The organism is Arthrobacter sp. 135MFCol5.1 (assembly GCF_000374865.1).
GTDB lineage: Bacteria > Actinomycetota > Actinomycetes > Actinomycetales > Micrococcaceae > Arthrobacter.
The window spans coordinates 68,002-87,665 of the sequence record NZ_KB895459.1; the positions used below are offsets into that span (position 1 = coordinate 68,002).

Here is a 19,664-nt window from a genome sequence, read left to right on the forward strand (position 1 = left end):
AATTTTTTCGAAATCTTCAAGACTAATCCGAAAGGAACCAAATGACTAGTGTTCTAATTCTTGGCGGTGGGGGCTACCAAGGGAGCAGCGCGGCTCGGATTCTTGCCGGCTGCCCGGAGGTGTCACATCTCATTCTTGTTGATCGCAACGTTGAAGCAATTGAGCAGACTGCATCGTGTTTGGGAGACAACGTTCAGACCGACACGACGGACATCCGTGACCGTGCAGGAGTGCTGGAGTTGATCAAGCGGCACGATCCAACGGTTGTCCTTAACTGTGCGGGCCCGTTCCGGAGCTTTGGGGTCAGCTCGGCTGCCGCAGCGATTGAAGCGGGTGTGAACTATGTGGACATTCTGGATGACGGTGAGGTCGTCCCTGACTACCTCGCCCTTGACGAGGCGGCCCGCGCGGCTGGCGTTACCGCTATTTTCGGCGCGGGATTTACACCTGGCCTTACAAACATCATCGGCCGGATCCTGGCCGATGATCTTGACGAGGTTGAGGAGATGCACTGGAGCTATTTGGTCAACCCCACGCTTTCGGTGGCACCGCACCTGATGACCCACCGGGTACAGATGTTTGGCCCTGAAGTGTCGGTTATCGAAGATGGCAAAGCCGCACTGGTGCCCGGCGGAAGCCAACTCGTTGAAATCGACTGGCCCGGATTTCCACGGCTCAAGGCCGGTGTCTGCTCGCATCCGGAACCTCTCACAGCCAAGAGGTATTTCCCGGATATCCAGCGGGCTGCAATTCGTGCTTGCTACACCGCTCCGTCGTTTTTGGATTTGCTGGTATCCCTTGGCAACGCAAACTTGGGAAGTTCATCTGAGTTCGAGTCCGATGGGCGCATCCTAAGGGCGGACAGGGTGATCGGTGATTTCCTGGGTTCTGAGGTGTTCAAAGCCAGCCCCGCGTGGGCCAAGGTGGTTGAAGCCGAGGACCGATACGGACCCGTCGACGGCGTTCGCGTAGCAGTCGCGGGCCGATCCGGTGGCGACCGAGTACAGCGTGTTCTGCAGTATGTGACGAAGGAACGCTGGCTGACCACCCACGGGGTTGCCGCGGCTGTAGCGCTACTCCTTGCCACGGGCGCCGTACAAAAGCCTGGAATGCACTCGGCCGAAGTTCTTGATCCCGAGGTTATGATTCCAGCACTCAAGGACGCTGGCATTGAATTGGGGACATACTCCACGTCCGATGCTCCTGAATTTTATGCAGAGCCCGTTTCACTGGAGCACGGCCGCGCTTAGAGGTGCCACGAATTATTAGTCGAAGGAAATAGAACCTCTGGTGACCGCGTCCGCTCAGTCGCTGCGCCGGCGCGGTCACCAGGGCTATCGGGCCGAACTCAGCAGCTAGACCTGCTACTCCATATGCCTTCTGCCGTTATGCGTCCAGATAGCGCGCAGGGGACCCTAGGGAAGGGTGTATGCACCGCCCGAGTCCCGCCACTGCCTGTCAGGGGCGGAGGTCGTCCCAGCCCTGTAGATTCTGCATATGCTGCGCGCCTCGACGAAACTCGTAGACAATCTGAGTGTCGGCGTAGGCCACGTCGGGATCAAGATTGAATTGATTGGTCACCAGGTCGCGAAGTTGGTTCGTTGACACGCAGTACATGTGCACTAAGCAATCGGTTTGACCCCCAAGGGCATAAACGGAAACCGTATTGGCGAACGCCGCGGTGCGCTCCATGTATTCGTGGAGGCGAGCTCTCGACGAGGGCTTAAGCCGAACCGAAACCAGCGCCTGCACGTGAAATCCCAGCTTGGACGGATCAATTTCTGCATGATTGGACTGCCACACACCAAGGTCCCGAAGTCGGCGCAGCCGATTGTGAACAGTTGCCTGTGACACGCCTACACGATCTGCCAGTGCTGAGTTGGATATACGAGCATCCCTGGACAGCTCCCACAGCATCTTCTCGTCGACTTCGTCGAACTGAGCATCATTCACAATGGGGTCCTCTTTCCACTCTTGCTATGAAGATATTACACCTTCCTAGCAAAAATATAAAGAATCTTCAGTCGAAATGATACTGAAACAAAAATTCTTCAATATGGAGCTTAGTGGTTCACGTCACACAGAAAGGATTTACCGTGTCTCCTCACAAATCGCCTGCCACGACCGACACGCACACAACAGCGGCGGCCCTCCTGGGCAGGAGTCTAGGCGTTCCCTCTATCGTGTTTATGGTGTTGGCAGCCGCCGCCCCCCTTGCAGTTGTCGGCGGCCTCGTTCCCATCGTTCTGGCGACTAGCGGAACGACGTCTGCACCAGTCTTTTATCTCCTGTCTGCCGCAGTCCTGCTTGTCTTCTCGGTCGGATTCACCGCAATGAGTCGATATGTACCGAACGCCGGCGCCTTCTACACGTATATTCAGACCGGCCTCGGCCGGACCGTAGGGTCCGGTGCTGCCATACTTTCCCTCGTTACGTATGCCCTCCTACTCGTTAGCGGATTTTTCTATGTGGGTGGGCTCGTAGCTGACACGCTCACCAGATACTTGGGTTTCTCGCCCATGCCGTGGTGGGCCTGGGCTTTGATTATCGTTGCCTTGGTAGGAATCTTGGGATACCGCGACATTGACCTCAGCGCCAAGGTCCTCACTGCTCTCCTCGGAGCAGAGGTAGCCGCGGTTGTGATTTTCGATATGGGAATCCTGCTTCAGGGCGGCAGCGCCGGCCTGAGCCTCTCTCCGCTGAACGTCGCTGACATCGGTGGTGGATCGGTCGGTCTCGGGCTGATGTTCGCGTTTCTCGGGTTCATAGGGTTTGAAGCGACGGCGGTATTCCGCAACGAAGCACGCGATCCGGACCGGACAATTCCGCGCGCAACGTATATTGCCGTCCTTGGCATCGGGTTCTTTTACGCATTCTCTGCGTGGATGGTGGTTGTTGGTCAAGGCGCGAACACCGCGGTTTCCGCAGCCGTCGACGATCCAACTGGAATGGTACCGAATCTTGCCTCTCGCTTTGTGGCGCCGATTCTCAGTGACGTCATTTCGGTGCTAATGGTCACCAGCTTTATCGCTGCAGTCTTGGCCTTCCATAACATCGTGAACCGGTACGCCCTCACCTTGGGCCAGGCTGGACTTTTACCACGACGGTTAGCAGCCGTGCACCCACGCCACAGGGCACCGTCTTACTCCTCACTGATCTTCTCAGTGGCCTCTGCCGTGTTCGTAATCGTAGGTCTGCTGACTGGGCTCGATCCAATTCTGCAGATCTACACGTGGCTATCCGGAGCGGCAACCCTCGGAATTGTAGCGCTCATGACGTTGACCTCTGTTGCAGTTCTCGTATTTTTCCGTCGGTTCCCGCAGCCGTTGAGTGCATGGCGCACTCTTGTTGCTCCGGCTGGAGCCGTCCTTGGCTTGGGCGCCATGCTTGTGATCATCGTCTCTAACTATGAGCAGTTGGTCGTCTCGACCCTTGCGGCCACCATCCTCGAGCTCATTATGCTGGCAACCTTCGTTGCCGGAGTCGTTATTGCGGTTGTTTATCGTGTGCGACGGCCAAGCGCTTATGCAGCCCTTCTTATGACCCCCCTCAGTTCTCAGGAGCAAAAGTGAATTTGCAGTACGACGTCGTTGTCATCGGCGCTGGAATCTCAGGGATGACGACAGCCCGATCGCTTGAAGCGGAAGGTAAAACCGTTTGTGTCGTTGAGGCCGCCGACAGAGTAGGAGGCCGTACATGGACTAAACGTGATGCTCCTGGCGGACCGATCGACTTTGGGGGCATGTATATCGGCGATACTCATACCCATTCCCGTACCCTCGGCCTAGAGCTCGGCCTGCAGACAACCCCATCCGAGCCTCACGGCGACGACCTCTTTATCGCCGGTGGTTGCACGTACATCGCCCCGGCAGGCGAAATTCAGCACCTTCCATTTGCCAAGGCTTACCAAGTGGCTACCGATGCCATTGACGAATTGAGTAAAGCTGTCGGATTCGTTGCCCCATGGGAATCGCCATTGGCTGCCGAACTCGATCGCATTACTGCGATGCAGTGGTTTCAGAACAACATCGCAGATCCAACGGCGCGCTCGTTGCACGCGCAACACGTTCGTGCTGTCCTGGGGGCCGAACCAACCGAAGTTTCGATGCTGTACTGGGCCTATTACGTTGTGGAGTGCGAGGGTATGAAGCCTCTCCTGGCCAACCGGGGCGGGGCGCAAAGTGATTGGTGGATCGGTGGTGCCGGCCAACTGACCGAGCGTATGGCTTACGACCTCAAGGGCGACGTTCTCCTTGAGTGGGCAGCGGCGCGGGTCGAAAATCATCCCGAGCATGTCGTAATTTCAGCGGCAGATGGTCGAGCCCTCCGAGCACGAGCAGTTGTAGTCGCGGTGCCGCCCTCAGCCTCGCATCGAATCCAATTCGAGCCCCCTCTATCTCGGGAGCGCCGCCAACTTGCCATGCGGACAGCAATGGGGCGGTATTCGAAAATTATCGTTAGGTACGACAGCCCATTCTGGGAGCGTTCAGGTCTTTCTGGTTGTATAACGGATGCCGATACGCTGGGAGCGGCAGTCTTTCCCGGGACCCGGCGCGGAGAAGCGGAAGGCAGTCTTATCTTGTTCGTAGGGGCCGGGGACCAGGACCGTCTAGCCGCCTTCGAGCCTCCGGAGAGCAAGAAAGTTGTCCTAGACTTTCTGGCCGGCGCCCTCGGGAACCAGGCACTAACACCGATCTACTACCATGACACCGTGTGGACCGACGACGCATGGGCACAAGGCGGGCCCGTCAGTTACATGCCCCCAGGTGTACTTAGCACCTCTGGGTCTGCCTTGAGGGAGCGTTCTGGGCGGATCATATTTGCAGGTACTGAAGCGTCCCTGCAGTGGTCGGGGTACATGGAAGGTGCTGTGCGGGCTGGCCAGCAAGCCGCAAAAGACGTTGGCGTGTTGTTTGCCAGTTAGCTTGTGAAGCTCTGCCGGGATTGTCTAAGAAGCCGTACTAGAGGCAAGCAAGTCATCCGGACCACGAAGCCTCCTGTCGATGGCGACTAACTGGATCACGAGGCGGAGCGGGTCACTGAGCATCGAGCGGACCTGAGGCGTTCAAAGGATTATAGCCTCAGGTCCGCTCGATGCTCTCCGGCCGCAGGTGGCAGCTGGCGGTTTCTCGGACGCCCTCTCGGGCGGCTCAGCTATGTGGACTCGTTGCATTTTTCCCGCCGTGGGAATAATGTTTTGGAATGCTAATAGACCGACAGAACCAACCGCTGAACCCGATCACGCGGTTCTTTCTCCGATTTGTCAATCGACTGATTGCTATGCGCCGTTCACAGTTTGAGGTGCTGCCCGTCCCTCCTCGACGTCTTGTTTTTCTGGGCGACAGCATTACTGAGGGTGGCCAATGGGACGAATGGTTTCCCGAACTGCCAACCCTCAACCGAGGTATCAACGGGGATAATGTACAGGGAGTGGCAACAAGGCTTGACACTGCGATCAACGATCCCCTGGCGATATCGCTGCTGATAGGGACCAATGACCTTGGCGGCGGGAAACGGAAACCTGAGCACATCGCGGCGTCGATTCAAGCACTTGCACGGGACATTCGCAAACGGGCCCCTGAGGCTATCTTTCTGATCAACAGCGTCATGCCACGAAGCCGCAAGTACAGCAGGGACGTTCGCGCGTTGAACGTTCGCCTCCGGGAAATCGCGGACATGGAAGGTGCGGTATTCGTGGATCTCTGGCCAGCGCTGGCGGACGCCGATGGAGCACTCCGTAAGGAATTCACCGCCGACGCCCTCCATCTCAACGGTGCGGGATACGCAGCGTGGGTGGAAGTCCTCCGCAAGGAACTCTCCGTACTCTCATTATCAAATGCTCCGGGCCCGCAAGAGTAATGCTAGAACTAGTGGGAAAGGCAGCGGTTGCGCTGTGCACCTGCCCCTTTTTGCCGAACGCGCGGGGCCGCAACTGAGTAGTGCTTGCCTTAAAAGCCGTTATAGCATCGTATCGCGTGCTCTGCTCAACAGCTCGTCAAATTTGCATCACTCCCGGGCCAGTCCTGGCTGAGTTGACAAACCAGGCCCACGGGCCGTGGTGGAAGTTCAGGCGACAAGCTTTGTCACTCCAATCGCAAAATGGGGGATTCGGCTTCTGCCGGCAGCCCAATCCTAGTGGGGTACCGGAATGGCTACCGTAGTCGCTACGAGTTGCCACCGCCTACTTTGGCGAGTCTCGCTCCGCTATGAAATCGCCGGATCACAGGCCTAAGCACCTAGCTGTGCTGCCCAGGTGGGGGTGGTTTAGCCCAACGTAGCGCCAATCCGCCGCCATCGGGGACATTTCCCAGCTTCTTCACGTCGAAGTGGAGCAGGGCTCAGGGCTTGTCGTGCTCGTGCCGTCGAATAGCCTCCCCGGGCGCTTGTCCACGTGGGGCAGGCGGTTCAACCGGCACCGAACCAGGGCCGCGTGCACGATCGAGGCCGGAATGGACAGTTTCGCCCCGATTGCCACCGGCCCCAGTCGTTGCTTCCAGCGCAAGTACACAACCCGGCGCATCAGCTCCCGCGGGGTGCGGTTCACCACCGGGTGCGGCCGCGAGGACCTGTCGGCCATGCCGGCCTCCCCATGCGGCCAAGCGGGCTACGCACCGTTTGGCCGTCGGCCAGGAGCAATCGAACTGGTCAGGAGCCCGAGAGATTGGCCCACATTGTCTATGACCGGGCGACGCGCAAAGGTCGGCGTGGAGTCACAACGGCATTGTCCTAGGACACGAGGACCTCCTGTTCGCTGCAGCGTTTGTCTAAGCAACTCCACCGTGCAAGAAACTGGGTCTGCAACGGTTGGAGCTTGTCCCTAAGGCTGCGCGCCGATTACGGGACGAAATCCCCTCGGAAAGTCCCAATCCCGTTCGCGCACAGCAAGGGAATATCGAGTTCGTCTGGCTGAGTGTGCAGGCATGAGGTAAGCGCTGCGAAAACAACAAACTCCCCCCGGACATCCCCACGTTTGCCAGGAGGGGTGAGGAAGAATTTTCCTTGTCTACAGTGCCCGTGGGTTCCCTGGCCTCGCTCGCTCCGTGCATGACGACCTTGACCAGCCATGCTGTCGGCATGTTTACGCTTCGCGAAAACCGGTTCCTATGACCCTTACGCCCCACCCATCAATGCGGTGGAACATGCGTCGGTGCAGGTCATAGCTGTGACGTGCCCCGTGGCTCCCTGTCCCGCCAAATGAGGGTAAGAGCCATAGGACTTCCTTGGTATCTGTCAGGGCGTCAACGATACCGCGGGCGATGACGGCGCGGCCGTCGAGTATCTCGACTTCGTCGCCAACGTTTATCGCACTCCAATCCAGCATGTCCAATGCCATGTCGGTGCCTCTTTCTGCTGCCTGTTCAATTCCGCTGGTTGGTCATGGTGGCTGTGCTGTTATCTGCCATCGGTTCCCAAATCGTGAGGTGGCGTCCTGGCGGATCCTATTCCGCCAGAACGGGATGCCTCGTTCCCGTCAGATCGGGCATGCCCCCAGCAGCCTTGCCGAGGATAGGCTGCTGTATTCAATAAGGAATGGGGCATGCCCAAGCCAAGTGATGACCGCTTTGCCTTGCGGTCGCCACAGCGGCCAGAGTTTGGACGCTGGCACTTGGGGCGGCCGTGGCGGCCGAAACGCTGACGACGGCGTTATGGTCATTGAGGTTTAGGAGGGCGGGCGCAAAAGTTCGGGCCTCTCCAGAAGCCATCTCGGCGAAGGTGACCAGGTCCACCGTATCTCCCACCCTAATGAGATGGGCTGCGGCCCCGTTTATGCCTAGAACACCGGAGCCTCGTTCACCGGCGATAACGTAGGTTTCGAGCCTGGCTCCGTTGGTGCGGTCAAGGATTGACACAAGCTCGCCCGGCAGAATGTTCGCGGCTTCCAGGAGATTCAAGTCCACTGTTACTGATCCAACGTAGTGTAAGTCTGCTTGGGTCACGATGGCGTCATGGATTACAGCCGACAACATCTTTCGATTCATCCGTTAAGCACCTTCGACTGAGAAGTTTGTCCATTTCACAGTATACGAACAAACGCTTGTATTGACCTCTGTGTTACGGCGCAGGATACTTGGATGTAGGACGCACCGCCTCCGTGAGTAGTCCAAGCAGTGCCACTGATGCCACCTCTGAAAGGACAAGCGATGACTGACGTCGCCTTTGATATCAACAAGAACACTGACATTTTCCGAGTACACCGCGCGGCTGATCTGCAAGCCGCTCCCGGTCAGACGCAGAACGCACGCCGTATTTCTGGCGTCAGCAGGGAAAATAGTGCGGTGGACAAGCTTTGGTTTGGAAAGGTCTACACCGGTCCTGGAGAAATTTCTGATCCGCATCACCACGGTGAAGCTCAGACGGGCGGGTATGTCTTCAAGGGCCGCGGGTTTATCCGTTTCGGTGAAGGCTACGGGGAGATCGTTTACTTGGAAGAAGGCGACTTTGTCTTCGTACCTCCCTTCATGCCGCACATCGAAGGAAATGCAAGCAAGACTGAAGAGCTGATCTGGATGACGACCCGCACACCGGACAATATCGTGGTAAACCTTCACGATCAGGGCATTGTTGATCTGGAGATCGACTACAAATCCTGACAGACCTCGAAGGCGGGTGCCTTCCCTGGGATCAGGGAAGGCACCCGCCTTCGCGTGGGCAGCACTCGGACTTGCCCTAGTAGGAACGGGGGAGACCCAGCAACTTTTCCCCTAGATAGTTCTTGGTCATTTCATCAGTGATGGGTGCAAAGGTATAAAGCCGTGCATCCCGGAAGAATCGTTGCATGGGTAGGGCGCGGGCCATGCCCCAGCCGGCCATCACTCTCATGCCCGTATCGGTGGCCCCCGTTGCTGCTGAGGAGGCAGCGAGCTTGGCCATCGCAGAAAGAGTTTGATCTGCCGAGCCCGCTGTATCAGAGGACTCGGCCGCCCGCTGCAGAAGCAGGCGGGCAGCCTCGATTTGGACAGCCGCGTCGACCAAGTCGTGCTGAAGCGCCTGGAATGCGCCTACGGGGCGACCGAAGGCACGCCGGTCGCCGGCCCAGGCCACAGCAGTGTCCAAAGCCCCACGAGCAATTCCTAAGGCTACAGCGGCTCCGTTTAGCCTTTCCCCGTTGAGCGTATCCAGCACCTGCCGGAAACCACGGCCCTCCTCGCCCAGCACACAGTCACCGGCGACGCGGACGTTATCGAGTGCGACGTCGCATTGGGCCAACCCCCGTATACCCATGGTTGCGATCTCCTCGGTGCGGATTCCTGGACTCGATCGGGGCACAAGAAACGTCGTGATCCCGTCGACGGCAGGATGGGCCAGCTGAGATGTGCGCGCCAGGAGGATGAAGAAGTCGCAATCCATCGCCCCGCCAATCCATTTTTTGGCCCCGTTGATAGTGTAGGAGCCGTCAGCGTTCTTGGTGGCTGTTGTTGACATGGCCCGAGCGATATCAGTACCCCCCTCTGCCTCGCTCAAGCCAAACGAGACCCGAGCCTCACCGGTCCGCAAAGGCGCAAGAAAGCGCTCCCGCTGCTCACCGGATCCGTGCGCGTGCAACAGCTGGAGCCCCATGAACTGGACGACGAGGCTGACTCCGACGGAGGTGGGACCCGCCCCCAGTTCCTCCAGGACCACCGCCTGTGCCGCATGGGAGGGGGCGGCACCGTGCAGCTCACTGCCCAAAGCGAGTAGTCCGGCGCTGCCCAGGAGGCGGAAAAGCTCAAGGTCGTATTCTTCAGCTTCATCGAAGAGCCGCAATCGTTCCGCGCTTACGTGTTCGGCAAGCAGGGCACGGACCCTGCGCCTGAGCACGGCATTATTCGGCGCCTCGGTTACTTCTCGTGGTTCGATCATCGAGCGGCGGAGCGCTTCAACCATGCCTGCTTGCATCAGGACCGCCGTTTGATCATGAAACTGCTGGTGAACGTCATCACCACGCTGCCGTCCTGCTTCATGACGGCGTAGTCCAAGGTCCAGATGCCGGCGTCGGGCCTTTTAGTTCGACGAGCCGTGCTGACCGTTGCCTCGACGTGGATGGTATCGCCAATGAACACCGGCTGTACCGCACGGACAGCGTCAAGGCCGAGCCATGCTGTGACATTAGTGAAATATCCCGTCTGGGTGAGCAGACCCAGCCCAACAGAAAGGGTCAGCGGTCCATGGCCAATGCGCTGGCCAAACTGGGTCTTAGCTGCGTACTCGGCATCAAGATGCAGCGAGACCCAGTCGCCCGTCAGGCCGGCCCACTGAACCAGATGCGCTTCACTCACGGTAATGCCCGGGCTGTGGATCCGATCCCCCTCGACCAGGGCATCCCAATAGTGGTCAGGGCGCCCCTTGGGGGCCTGGGTGGCAACCTTCGTGAGATCGTTGTCGAAATCCTGCATCTCGCTCCTCAGCCATGGGCATCATTGCCCGTCTTGCTTCTTATGCCTCAAGACTAGACTAACGAGCGACCGTTCGTATACTGGAAGGGCGTAAGTATTCAATTTGTTGTTTCAACTGGAGGCCTTAATGAGCACCACTACGATCACGGAAGCCGCGCCCGCCACCGCAGCCGAGCAGGCGCCTACCGTGCATGAACTTCTCCAGGAGAAGCTCGCCCAAGCAAAGCTCGGCGGTTCAGAGAAGAATCGTAAAAAGATAGTCGATTCCGGCAAGCTGCTGGTCCGCGACCGACTCGCCCTACTGTTTGACGACAACGAATATATAGAGGACGGCCTACTGGCCCGCTTCGAAGACGGCCTGCCTGGTGACGCTGTAGTCATTGCTTTTGGCCGAGTCGATGGCCGCCAGGTCTGCGTTATCGCCAACGACTTCAGCGTCAAGGCAGGCACCTGGGGAAACCGGACCTTCGAAAAGATCACGGCCGCCCAAGAAAAATCCAACGCGGCAGGAATCCCCCTCGTTTACCTTTTCGATTCCGCCGGGGCCCGCATTGATGAGCAGTTCGAGAGCTTCGCGGGCCGCCACGCCTGGGGCAACATCTTCTACAACCAGGTCCAGATCTCGGGTCGCGTTCCGCAGATATGTGCGCTTTTCGGACCGTCCCCTGCCGGGTCTGCCTACGTTCCTGCACTTTGCGACATGACCATCATGGTCCGCGGTCACGCCACGGCCTATCTGGGATCTCCGCGTTTGGCAGAGATGGTGACCGGCGAAAAGGTCACGCTTGAGGAAATGGGGGGCGCGGAGATGCACTGCACCGTCTCTGGCCTCGGTGATGTTCTTGTCGAAGACGATGCCGAAGCCATTGCCGCCATTAGGGTGTGGCTTAGCTTCCTGCCCGCCAACTGGGAGCAGCCCGCTCCGGTGGCCCCGGCCTTGGAGCCGCGGCCCGGCCGAACGTTGGAAGAGATCGTTCCCCTCCGGGAAGCCGAAGTGTTCGACATGGAAGAGTTCGTCGAATCCTTGGTCGATGAGGGCAGCTGGTTCCCCTATAAGGAGCTGTTCGCTCCGGAAATGCTGACGGGCTTTGCCAGGATCGGTGGCCGTCCGGTGGGGTTGGTCGGCAATCAGCCAAAACACATGGGAGGTTCGATCTTTCCCGACTCGTCGGATAAGGCAGCACGCTTTATTTGGATCTGCAACGCGTACAACATTCCGATCCTCTTCCTGGTCGATATTGCCGGCTACATGATCGGTTCGGCTGTTGAGCGACAGGGGATCATCAGGCATGGCGCGAAGATGATTTTCGCAGTGTCGGAATGCAGGGTCCCTCGTATTACTGTGCTGGTTCGAAAGGCATACGGCGGCGGATACCTGGCCATGTCCGGTGCACCGATGAATCCTGACGCCGTGATCGCGCTTCCCACGGCGCGGCCGGCTCTGATGGGTCCGGATGCAGCAGTCAACGGCATTTACTACAACCAGATCCACGAGATCGAGGATCCGGAAGAGCGCCAGAAGTTCATCATGGAAAAGCACAACGAGTATGCCGAAGGTATTGACGTCTTCAAGATCGCCAATGCCAATGCAGTCGAGGCTGTCGTTCCAGCAAATGATCTGCGCGCTGACCTGATGGTGCGCCTGGATCTGTACGGCCGGCGGAAGACTGTTCCCGTGGAACGGCGCCAGGCCGTCACCCCTGCCTAGGAAGTGCCATGATCAAAGTCGTAGCCGTGCTCACAGCCAAGGCAGGTCTAAGCCGGGAGGAATTCCTCCACAAGTGGAACGTCGAGCACCCGGTCCTGGTCCGCAAGCTCCCTGGGTTGAGGCGATACCGCCAGAATCCTGCGATTGAACACGCCAAGCAATGGCCATTCAACGGCATGGCCGAGCTATGGTTCGACAGCGTCGCAGACGTGAAAGAAGCCTATGCAGGTGAGGAAGCGAGGGTGCTCTTCGAACACGAGCATGAGTTCCTCGATGACATGCGTTGGTTTTTGGCCGAAGAGAGAGAAATCGACCTCGACGCATAAACCAGGGAAGGGCCGAGTCGAGCAACCGATTCGGCCCTTCCCTGTCCGGGCAGGACACGTCGTGGCGCCTGTGTCCCGTTCGTCGCCAACGCTTTACCCCTAGGTGAAGCACGAACGATCAAAGAGGATCAGGCGGCCCGCCACCCGATAAGGGCGGGCACCCCCATGCCTGTTCCGTCAGTGAAATGAGGAAGGGCTATGTCAGGTTTGGAAGCAAGGACTGCCGTAACCGGTGTGCACGGCGCGCCGGCCGTCCACGGCGGTCCGGTAGTGGATCTGCCCACCCGGTTTGGAGTATTTCGGGCTCAGGCCTGGACTGATGAAGTAACGGGCATCGAACACCTTGCCGTGAGCTCATCAGTCCCTTCTTCGGATGGAACAGCGCCGCTGGTTCGGCTTCACTCGGAATGCCTCACCGGTGATGTCTTTGGCTCATACCGGTGTGACTGCGGCGAGCAGCTCGACTACGCATTGGAGGTGATCAGCCGGTTCGGTGGCACGTTGATTTATCTTCGCGGGCAGGAGGGACGGGGCATTGGCTTGGCCAACAAAATCAAGGCCTACGCCCTTCAGGAAGCCGGCTTCGACACCGTGGAAGCCAACGAACAGCTGGGCCTGCCGATCGACGCCCGATGCTACAAGGCTGCTGCACAGATCCTGATGGAAATGGGCCTGCGCAAGGTGCGGCTCCTTAGCAATAACCCCGACAAACAGGACCGTCTCAGCCAGGCCGGGCTCTCGGTCGTCGGGATGGTGCCCACGGAGGTTCCTTCCCGGGACCAGAACATAGAGTACCTGAAGACAAAGCGGGACCGGATGGACCACAAGTTGAATCTGCGTGGCGACCACGTTTCGCTGCCTCTCCTCACCTCGTCGGCAGTGGCAAACGAATAGGGCGGCTACCCCTCAGTAGCAGGGAGCCGGCCTTGGGTATCCGGTATAGGGAGTCGTTGACCCTGGGGCATGGGAAGACGGGGATCTCGTGGGGCCTGATGGCACCTGCCTCAACGAGCAATGGATGAATAATGCCCGCCTCCGTTTCAGAGCGGGGCACCGATTACACAGCGTTCTGAAAGGCCTTCAACGTCATGTTCGAGACCTGAGGTACGCAGATACTGCAAGTGCGCCGCTGTTTCGCTAAGTGCGAGCCTCAGTTGGAGACCGCCCAGGGACTGGAAGCCCCTGGACCAGTGCAGGTGGGACGCGATGCTCCAGACAGTGGGGTATTGCTGCCCCTGAATAAGCGCGAGGACTTCGTCGGACCTCGCCAGCGCCAGGGACTTCAACTCACGTGCGCGGGCGGTGAGGCCGCGGAAGCGGTATTCATGAGCCGGCAGTACTTCTATGTCTTCGTCCTCTTGAATGCGGTCAAGAGATTCGAGGCAGCTGCGCAACGGGTCAGGATCGCCCCGCATCTCCAGCGAGACGTTGGGGGTTATCCGCGGAAGAACGTGGTCGCCACTCAGGAATACCTTGCGGCTTTCATCTCGCAGACAGATGTGACCCGGTGTGTGCCCGGGTGTTTCCACCACTACCAGAGTGCCTCCGGAGATAGGAATCGGTTCGCCGTCACTCACCCGCAAATCTGCGTCTGCTAGCTGCTTCAGATGCTTCAGCCCGTCGAGATCCAATGCTGCCTCGTTCACCCGGTCCTCGGGCACGCCCCAGGTTTGCATGCGTGACCGGTCGGCGGATATTTCTTCCCTTGCATCATTAAAGGCCGAGATATAGCGTTTCTCGGCGCGGCCCAGTGCAATCCAGGCGCCGGACCATCGCCGCAGCCATCGCGCCATCCCCAGATGGTCAGTGTGGAAGTGGGTGGCCAGTATGCCGGTGACGTCGTTGGCGGTGACCCCGGCGACCTGAAGGCCAGCCAGGAGGTCGATCCGTCCCTGAGGACTGTCGAAGCCAGGGTCCACGACGAGGCAGTCGTTGTCCTCCATCACAATGTAGGCGAGGGTATAGCGCATTGGATTCCCCGGAAACACCACAGGAACCGACCACATACCCTCGGCTACACGCTCCACGGGCGGCATTACTTTGTTCCGCCATGCCTCGTGCTGACGCACGCCGGTGATCTCCATATAGCTATACCGATGCGGCGTCGAACAAGCGGAAGATTTGGGTGGCACCGCCGTCTATCACAAGGTCTGCTCCGTTGATGCTCTGCGCATCGTCGGTCAGAAGGAAGGCGATGAGTGCACCTATTTCCTCAGGATCCACAATCCTCCCGGTGGGGACTTTGTTCGGGACTTGGTCCCGGACCTGCTGGATCACCATGGGAGTGTCGACAACACCCGGGCATATGGAGTTCACCGTAATGCCGGTGCCCCAGAAATCCATCAGCAAGGAGCGGGTGAGGTTCGACAGCCCTGCCTTTGAGGCTGCATAGCTGGGATACGGGTACCCAGTCGTCCCTGCAATGGAGGAGATGTTGATGATCCTGCCCCAATTGGCAGCGAGAAGATCCTCAGCAAAAGCCCTGATGAGGGCGAAGGGGCCCACAAGGTTGATATCGACGGCACGCCTGAAGCTCGCCACGTCGTGGTCCAGAAGCATCTTTCGGTCAAGGATTCCCGCCGCGTTGATAAGGACCTGGGCCGTACCAACGGTTTCCTCGATTTCCGCCCTGAGCTGTTCCACGTCGTCTTGCCGGGTAACGTCCGCGGCGAAGGCGTGTGCGTCAAATCCCATGCCGCGCAGCTCCTTCACCGCTTCCTGGCAGCGATCCAGGTCCAGGTCGACGCAGAGCAGCGTGTGGCCGGCCTCTCCAAGGCGTTTGTTGATTCCGCGGCACATTCCCCCCGCCGCTCCTGTTATCAGCACGTTGCGCCCGCGGTCGCGGTAGGGGGCATGTGGATCTGGAAACACGTCGTGGTTCATCTCTCGTTAGGTTCTCAGTTGGAGGACTGCAGTTCGGGGTAGTCGGTGTAGCCAATGGGGCCGCCGGCGTAAAGGCCTTCTTCCCGCAGCCCGCTGAGTTCTGCTTCATGCAGGACCCTTCGCGGCAGGTCAGGATTGGCGATAAAGAGGCGGCCAAAGCCCACGAGGTCAGCACTTCCGGATCCGACGGCTGCGGCGGCAGTCTCGGGAGTATGGCCACCGGTGACGATGACCGGGCCGTCAAAGAGTGCTCCCAATTCGGTGCTCTCGATGGCGGTGGGGTCCGTTTCCGCATCGACTGCTCCGGCGATTCCTGGTTCGACCAGGTGAAGGTAAGCCAAGCGCCGATCGCTGACACCGCGTACCAGGGCAGAGTAAAGGCTTCGCTTGTCAGGATCCGACACGTCCATCCAGTTGGACGAGGGCGAGATTCGAACGCCTATCCGGTTGACCGGCACAAACGCACTCACCGCTTCAATGACCTCATAGAGGAACCGGAGCCGGTTTTCGATCGATCCGCCGTACCGATCCGTGCGCTGGTTAGAGCTGGAGTTGAAGAACTGGTCAAACAGGTAGCCGTTGGCAGCGTGGAGCTCCACGCCGTCGAAACCGGCCGCGACCGCATTCCGTGCAGCAGTGACGAACTGAGCGATAATTCCGGCGATGTCAGCCTCACTAAGCGCCCGCGGAACTTCGAAGGGCACCGGTCCGTCCGGGGTGCGGTATTCCCAGCCGGCAATGGCTATCGGGGAGGGCCCCACGGGCGGCCGCCCGTCAGGCTGCACGGAGGAATGCGCCTGGCGCCCCACGTGCCACAACTGGGCGTAAACGGCGGCTCCTTTTGAGCGGGCGGCAGCAACGACCGGGCGCCAGGCCTCGACCTGCGCCTCCGTGTAGAGGCCCGGGACTTGCGGGTAGGCCGAACCCTGCGGGGATACAACAGTGCCCTCACTGATGACGAGGCCAGCGCCGGCCCGTTGCCGGTAATACTCGGCCATCAGGGGGGTCGGAACACCGTCCGCCTGGGCCCTGCTCCGGGTGAGGGGAGGAAGTACGAAGCGGTTGGGCAGAGTCTGGCCGCCAAGGACCATCGGTTCGAACAGTTGAGCGAGCAAGACACACCTCATCGTGTAGGAGTACGATCGTTCGTACGTCAATAACAGTGAACGAGTTCCTGACACGAAAGTCAACACCACTGCTGCCTCAATCGGAGTCGTCAGCCGGCAAGCGGCGCAGGAGGGTTGGGCAAAAGAAGGGTGGACCGCGATGACGGTATTGAGTGAGCGCAACAGTGCGGATGTGATCCGGTCGGAAGCTGCCCAACTGTTCTTTGATAGGGGCTATGACGCGACGAGTCTGCGCCAGATTGCCGCCGCTTCCGGCCTGAAGGTCGGCAGCCTCTATAACCACATTGACAGTAAGGAGCACCTGCTGCTGCAGATTATGGGCCGGATCATCGACGATCTGATGGACGTCACCAGCAAGGCGGCAATGGTCACCGGCGACGCCGTTGAGCGGCTCCAGGCGGCGTTGGCGGCCCACCTGACCTTCCATGCCGAACGAGCCCAGGAGGTATTCATCGGCAACGCTGAGCTTCGCTCCCTTTCCGAGGGTGCCCGCCAGGTTGTCATCGAAAAACGCCACGAGTACGAACTGTTCCTCCAACGACTGGTCGAGGACGCCGGGCGGGCAGGAATCGCCGACGTCATCGATGCCAAAATTCACGTCTACAGCTTCGTTGCCCAAGCCACACACATCGCCGGGTGGTTCAAGCCGGGAGGCCGGATGAACCTGGACGAGATCGTCGCCGTTTACACCAAACTGGTTCTGCGCGAACTAAACATCCCGGACGCGGACGCCAGAGTCATACAGAACGCGTAAGGCACCAGCACTCCCCGGCATTGCGAATACCGGTTATCGGACGTACGCTTGTTCGTATACGTGGGAGTTGCCGGCGTGGGTGACTTCAGAGAACTGATTCCGTTCCAGAGAGGCAACGATGCGAACTATTGGAGACTGGATTCGCCTCAACAGCAAACGCAACCCAGCCCGGGAAGCCTTTGTAGGTGTTGATGGCCGAGTCACTTTCGGCGAAGCTGCCGAGAGGGCCTGGCAACTTGCCAGGGGACTGCGCAAGTCAGGTCTCTCGACCGGTGATGGGGTCGGCGTGCTCGCTGGCAATTCTGTGTTTAACGCCGAGGCATTCCTGGGAGTTGCAGCGGCCGGGGGTGTCTACATCGCATATAACTGGCGCTGGGCCCCCGCGGAACTTGCTGCCGGCATTTTGGAAACCGAAGCCGGGGTCATCCTGGTCGAGGAGCCCTACACGGATCTCCTGGACCAAGCACTGGCCATTGTCGCTGAACAGTCCGACTACCTGCCAGTGGTAGTAAAACAAGGCGCAGAGATTAACGCGCTCCGGATTGGAAGTGGACAGTTCGAGGACGTTGCGGAGCCGGAGTCTCCGCTGTGCATCATTTACACCGGCGGCAGCACCGGTACGCCGAAGGGCGTCGTTTTGTCCCACCGGTCAGCCCTGGCTAATGCAATCAACGAGATGTACGACTGCGGCGTCGGTAGCCGGGAGAATGAACGCGGTCTTATCATTACGCCGCTGTTTCACTCGGCCGCACTGCTGTGCTGGCTGGTTCCGCATTTCGTCGCCGGCGCGACGAGCGTTATCGCCGAAAAGTTCACCGACGAGGCGGTGGTGGATCTCATCGGGCGTGAAGCAATTACGAACACCTTCCTGATTCCCAACATGATGCGCCGCCTCATGGACGGCGGGGTTCTCAGTGATCCAGCGATTCGAAAGAACCTGAAAAGCGTGCACACGGGGGCCGGTCTCCTGCGGATGCCGGACAAGGAACTCTTCCATCAAATGTTGCCTGGGGGAGAGTTATATTTCCGCTACGGTCTGACTGAAGCCGGTCCCATGGTGACACGGCTTAAGCCAGCGGACATGCTCGACCCGGCAGTGGACGGATCCATTGGTACGGAGTACCTGCTGGCCGAAGCCCAGCTCCAGGACCCGGACGGCGTCGAGGTCAAACCTGGTGAACTGGGGGAAATTTGCGTACGGGGTCCGGGCCTCATGACGGGGTATTTCGGCCGCCCCGAGGCTACCGCGGAAGCCATGAGGGGCGGGTGGCTGCACACGGGTGACCTGGCTGTCCGTGACGAGCGTGGCTACTTCTATTTCCGTGACCGGCTCAAGGAAATGATCAAAACCGGCGGTGAGAATGTGTACTCCGCTGAAATCGAGCAGGTTCTACACCTTCATCCCTCTGTGCTGGAAGCCGTGGTTCTGGGAGTTCCCGATCCTAAATGGGACGAGGAAGTCCGGGCCGTCGTCGTTCTGCGCAACGGGGCGCAAACGGACGCTGCGGAACTGTCGGGGTTCCTTCGCCAGCACCTCGCCGGCTACAAGATCCCCAAGAAAATGGTCTTCGTCCGGCCCGAGGAGCTGCCGAGGTCTGCTGCAGGGAAACTCGTCAAAAGCCAACTGAAGGTGAATCTGGGGTGGGGAGCATGAAGATAGCAACAATCCGGGGCAAGGACGGAACGCGGGCAGCTGTCCTCGACGATGACAAGCTGATGCCCTTGACATTCAGCGATGTCGGAGACTGGCTGCGGGCCGGGTCCCCGATCTGGACAGACCACGTCGCAGGGGCACCGTTGCAACCTGAGGACGCTGACTTCGCCCCGGTTGTTACGGCACCAGGCAAGATCATCTGTGTCGGGCTGAACTACCGCGACCATATTCTCGAGATGGGCCGCGAACTGCCCGAGTACCCCACCCTGTTCGCAAAGTTTTCCGACGCCCTCATCGGCGCACATGATGACATCGCGCTGCCGCCAGGTTCCCAGTCCGTTGACTGGGAAGGCGAACTGGCAGTCGTTGTCGGCTCCGTCGTCAGCCGCGGTGATGCTGCAACGGCCCGGGAGGCCATCGCGGGTTTCACCGTGGCCAATGATGTCTCAGCGCGTGACTTTCAACGACGCACACCGGAGTGGCTCCAAGGTAAAACGTTCGACCAAACGACTCCTCTTGGCCCCTTCCTGGTAACCGTCGATGAAACGGGCGCGGAGCCCGACCTGGAAATCAGCTGCAGCGTTGACGGCCAAATCAAGCAACAGTCGCGAACGTCAGAACTCGTTTTCGGACCCGTGGCTCTTGTTCAGTACATCTCTGCCATAACTACCCTGCGACCGGGCGACGTAATTCTCACCGGCACCCCCGGCGGGGTAGGAGATGGGCGCAGTCCAAAGGAATTCCTCACGCCAGGGTCCGTGCTGGAAACGAGCATCGACATTCTGGGCGCAACCGCCAACCGCTGCGTCCTTCAATAGCCGGACGCCACAGACACATAC

General features: G+C 59.3%; 18 protein-coding genes. 11 read left to right on the forward strand and 7 right to left on the reverse strand.

Annotated features, from left to right (window positions below):
• Nucleotides 1-41 precede the first annotated feature (41 nt).
• A complete protein-coding gene (locus C563_RS0113120; RefSeq protein WP_018762521.1) occupies nt 42-1,250 on the forward strand; it encodes a saccharopine dehydrogenase family protein in 1,209 nt (402 codons plus the stop codon).
• Between the two features lie 208 nt (nt 1,251-1,458).
• On the opposite strand, the gene C563_RS21285 is transcribed toward C563_RS0113120, so the two are convergent.
• On the reverse strand, nt 1,459-1,953 hold the full coding sequence (locus tag C563_RS21285) for an Lrp/AsnC family transcriptional regulator (RefSeq protein ID WP_018762522.1): 495 nt from the start codon (nt 1,951-1,953) through the stop codon (nt 1,459-1,461).
• 143 nt (nt 1,954-2,096) lie between these two features.
• On the opposite strand from C563_RS21285, the gene C563_RS0113130 reads away from it, so the two are divergent.
• The 3 genes from C563_RS0113130 to C563_RS21290 all read left to right on the forward strand — a co-directional run bounded on the left by C563_RS0113130 (nt 2,097) and on the right by C563_RS21290 (nt 5,859).
• Nucleotides 2,097-3,572 carry an APC family permease gene (locus C563_RS0113130; protein WP_026264784.1) on the forward strand — a complete coding sequence of 492 codons (1,476 nt, stop codon included), beginning with the start codon at nt 2,097-2,099 and terminating at the stop codon, nt 3,570-3,572.
• A complete protein-coding gene (locus tag C563_RS0113135; protein WP_018762524.1) occupies nt 3,569-4,924 on the forward strand; it encodes a flavin monoamine oxidase family protein in 1,356 nt (451 codons plus the stop codon). Before C563_RS0113130 ends, C563_RS0113135 begins: the two co-directional genes overlap by 4 nt.
• 278 nt (nt 4,925-5,202) lie before the next feature.
• The gene (locus C563_RS21290; RefSeq protein WP_081624167.1) at nt 5,203-5,859 is read left to right on the forward strand and encodes a GDSL-type esterase/lipase family protein; all 657 of its coding nucleotides are present in this window, start codon (nt 5,203-5,205) and stop codon (nt 5,857-5,859) included.
• Nucleotides 5,860-7,520: 1,661 nt separating this feature from the next.
• Here C563_RS21290 and panD read toward each other — a convergent pair.
• Nucleotides 7,521-7,979, reverse strand: a complete 459-nt coding sequence (gene panD, locus C563_RS21305) for an aspartate 1-decarboxylase (RefSeq protein ID WP_081624168.1) — start codon at nt 7,977-7,979, stop codon at nt 7,521-7,523.
• Nucleotides 7,980-8,141: 162 nt separating this feature from the next.
• Here panD and C563_RS0113160 point away from each other — a divergent pair, with 162 nt between their 5' ends.
• A complete protein-coding gene (locus C563_RS0113160) occupies nt 8,142-8,591 on the forward strand; it encodes a cupin domain-containing protein (protein WP_018762528.1) in 450 nt (149 codons plus the stop codon).
• 76 nt (nt 8,592-8,667) lie between these two features.
• Here the strand turns inward: C563_RS0113160 and C563_RS0113165 are convergent, their stop codons facing one another.
• Both C563_RS0113165 and C563_RS0113170 read right to left on the reverse strand, forming a co-directional pair.
• On the reverse strand, nt 8,668-9,864 hold the full coding sequence (locus tag C563_RS0113165; RefSeq protein WP_196803348.1) for an acyl-CoA dehydrogenase family protein: 1,197 nt from the start codon (nt 9,862-9,864) through the stop codon (nt 8,668-8,670).
• Between the two features lie 11 nt (nt 9,865-9,875).
• Nucleotides 9,876-10,373 (reverse strand): MaoC/PaaZ C-terminal domain-containing protein, encoded by a 498-nt coding sequence (locus tag C563_RS0113170; RefSeq protein ID WP_018762530.1) that lies wholly within the window; start codon nt 10,371-10,373, stop codon nt 9,876-9,878.
• Nucleotides 10,374-10,500: 127 nt separating this feature from the next.
• Between C563_RS0113170 and C563_RS0113175 the strand changes: the two genes are divergently transcribed.
• The 3 genes from C563_RS0113175 (at nt 10,501) to ribA (ending at nt 13,301) form a co-directional block, all read left to right on the forward strand.
• Nucleotides 10,501-12,081, forward strand: coding sequence for an acyl-CoA carboxylase subunit beta (locus C563_RS0113175; RefSeq protein WP_018762531.1), 1,581 nt, complete (start codon nt 10,501-10,503; stop codon nt 12,079-12,081).
• 8 nt (nt 12,082-12,089) lie between these two features.
• Complete coding sequence (locus C563_RS0113180; protein WP_018762532.1) at nt 12,090-12,407, forward strand: EthD family reductase; 318 nt, start codon at nt 12,090-12,092, stop codon at nt 12,405-12,407.
• Nucleotides 12,408-12,605: 198 nt separating this feature from the next.
• Nucleotides 12,606-13,301: a GTP cyclohydrolase II gene (gene ribA, locus C563_RS0113185; RefSeq protein ID WP_026264790.1), complete on the forward strand. Its 696-nt coding sequence runs from the start codon at nt 12,606-12,608 to the stop codon at nt 13,299-13,301.
• 146 nt (nt 13,302-13,447) lie between these two features.
• On the opposite strand, the gene C563_RS0113190 is transcribed toward ribA, so the two are convergent.
• From C563_RS0113190 to C563_RS0113200, 3 genes are read right to left on the reverse strand one after another with little or no spacing between them, the layout of a single operon-like run.
• Nucleotides 13,448-14,491, reverse strand: a complete 1,044-nt coding sequence (locus C563_RS0113190; protein WP_155845173.1) for an MBL fold metallo-hydrolase — start codon at nt 14,489-14,491, stop codon at nt 13,448-13,450.
• Nucleotides 14,492-14,495: 4 nt separating this feature from the next.
• The gene (locus tag C563_RS0113195; RefSeq protein WP_081624169.1) at nt 14,496-15,290 is read right to left on the reverse strand and encodes an SDR family NAD(P)-dependent oxidoreductase; all 795 of its coding nucleotides are present in this window, start codon (nt 15,288-15,290) and stop codon (nt 14,496-14,498) included.
• A 14-nt stretch (nt 15,291-15,304) separates the two neighbouring features.
• Nucleotides 15,305-16,405, reverse strand: coding sequence for an alkene reductase (locus C563_RS0113200; protein ID WP_155845174.1), 1,101 nt, complete (start codon nt 16,403-16,405; stop codon nt 15,305-15,307).
• Nucleotides 16,406-16,556: 151 nt separating this feature from the next.
• On the opposite strand from C563_RS0113200, the gene C563_RS0113205 reads away from it, so the two are divergent.
• The 3 genes from C563_RS0113205 (at nt 16,557) to C563_RS0113215 (ending at nt 19,643) form a co-directional block, all read left to right on the forward strand.
• Nucleotides 16,557-17,171, forward strand: coding sequence for a TetR/AcrR family transcriptional regulator (locus C563_RS0113205; protein ID WP_018762538.1), 615 nt, complete (start codon nt 16,557-16,559; stop codon nt 17,169-17,171).
• Between the two features lie 118 nt (nt 17,172-17,289).
• Nucleotides 17,290-18,825: a class I adenylate-forming enzyme family protein gene (locus tag C563_RS0113210; RefSeq protein ID WP_026264794.1), complete on the forward strand. Its 1,536-nt coding sequence runs from the start codon at nt 17,290-17,292 to the stop codon at nt 18,823-18,825.
• Complete coding sequence (locus C563_RS0113215) at nt 18,822-19,643, forward strand: fumarylacetoacetate hydrolase family protein (protein ID WP_018762540.1); 822 nt, start codon at nt 18,822-18,824, stop codon at nt 19,641-19,643. Before C563_RS0113210 ends, C563_RS0113215 begins: the two co-directional genes overlap by 4 nt.
• Nucleotides 19,644-19,664: the final 21 nt, after the last annotated feature.

What these genes read in the sequence shown, in the direction of transcription:
- C563_RS0113210 (WP_026264794.1), top strand. Translation starts at nt 17,290, where the DNA reads ATGCGAACTATTGGAGACTGGATTCGCCTCAACAGCAAACGCAACCCA.
- C563_RS0113180 (WP_018762532.1), top strand. Translation starts at nt 12,090, where the DNA reads ATGATCAAAGTCGTAGCCGTGCTCACAGCCAAGGCAGGTCTAAGCCGG.
- ribA (WP_026264790.1), top strand. Translation starts at nt 12,606, where the DNA reads ATGTCAGGTTTGGAAGCAAGGACTGCCGTAACCGGTGTGCACGGCGCG.
- C563_RS21290 (WP_081624167.1), top strand. Translation starts at nt 5,203, where the DNA reads ATGCTAATAGACCGACAGAACCAACCGCTGAACCCGATCACGCGGTTC.
- C563_RS0113160 (WP_018762528.1), top strand. Translation starts at nt 8,142, where the DNA reads ATGACTGACGTCGCCTTTGATATCAACAAGAACACTGACATTTTCCGA.
- C563_RS0113195 (WP_081624169.1), bottom strand. Translation starts at nt 15,290, where the DNA reads ATGAACCACGACGTGTTTCCAGATCCACATGCCCCCTACCGCGACCGC.
- C563_RS0113215 (WP_018762540.1), top strand. Translation starts at nt 18,822, where the DNA reads ATGAAGATAGCAACAATCCGGGGCAAGGACGGAACGCGGGCAGCTGTC.
- C563_RS0113190 (WP_155845173.1), bottom strand. Translation starts at nt 14,491, where the DNA reads ATGGAGATCACCGGCGTGCGTCAGCACGAGGCATGGCGGAACAAAGTA.
- C563_RS0113165 (WP_196803348.1), bottom strand. Translation starts at nt 9,864, where the DNA reads ATGGTTGAAGCGCTCCGCCGCTCGATGATCGAACCACGAGAAGTAACC.
- panD (WP_081624168.1), bottom strand. Translation starts at nt 7,979, where the DNA reads ATGAATCGAAAGATGTTGTCGGCTGTAATCCATGACGCCATCGTGACC.
- C563_RS0113175 (WP_018762531.1), top strand. Translation starts at nt 10,501, where the DNA reads ATGAGCACCACTACGATCACGGAAGCCGCGCCCGCCACCGCAGCCGAG.
- C563_RS0113120 (WP_018762521.1), top strand. Translation starts at nt 42, where the DNA reads ATGACTAGTGTTCTAATTCTTGGCGGTGGGGGCTACCAAGGGAGCAGC.
- C563_RS0113170 (WP_018762530.1), bottom strand. Translation starts at nt 10,373, where the DNA reads ATGCAGGATTTCGACAACGATCTCACGAAGGTTGCCACCCAGGCCCCC.
- C563_RS0113205 (WP_018762538.1), top strand. Translation starts at nt 16,557, where the DNA reads ATGACGGTATTGAGTGAGCGCAACAGTGCGGATGTGATCCGGTCGGAA.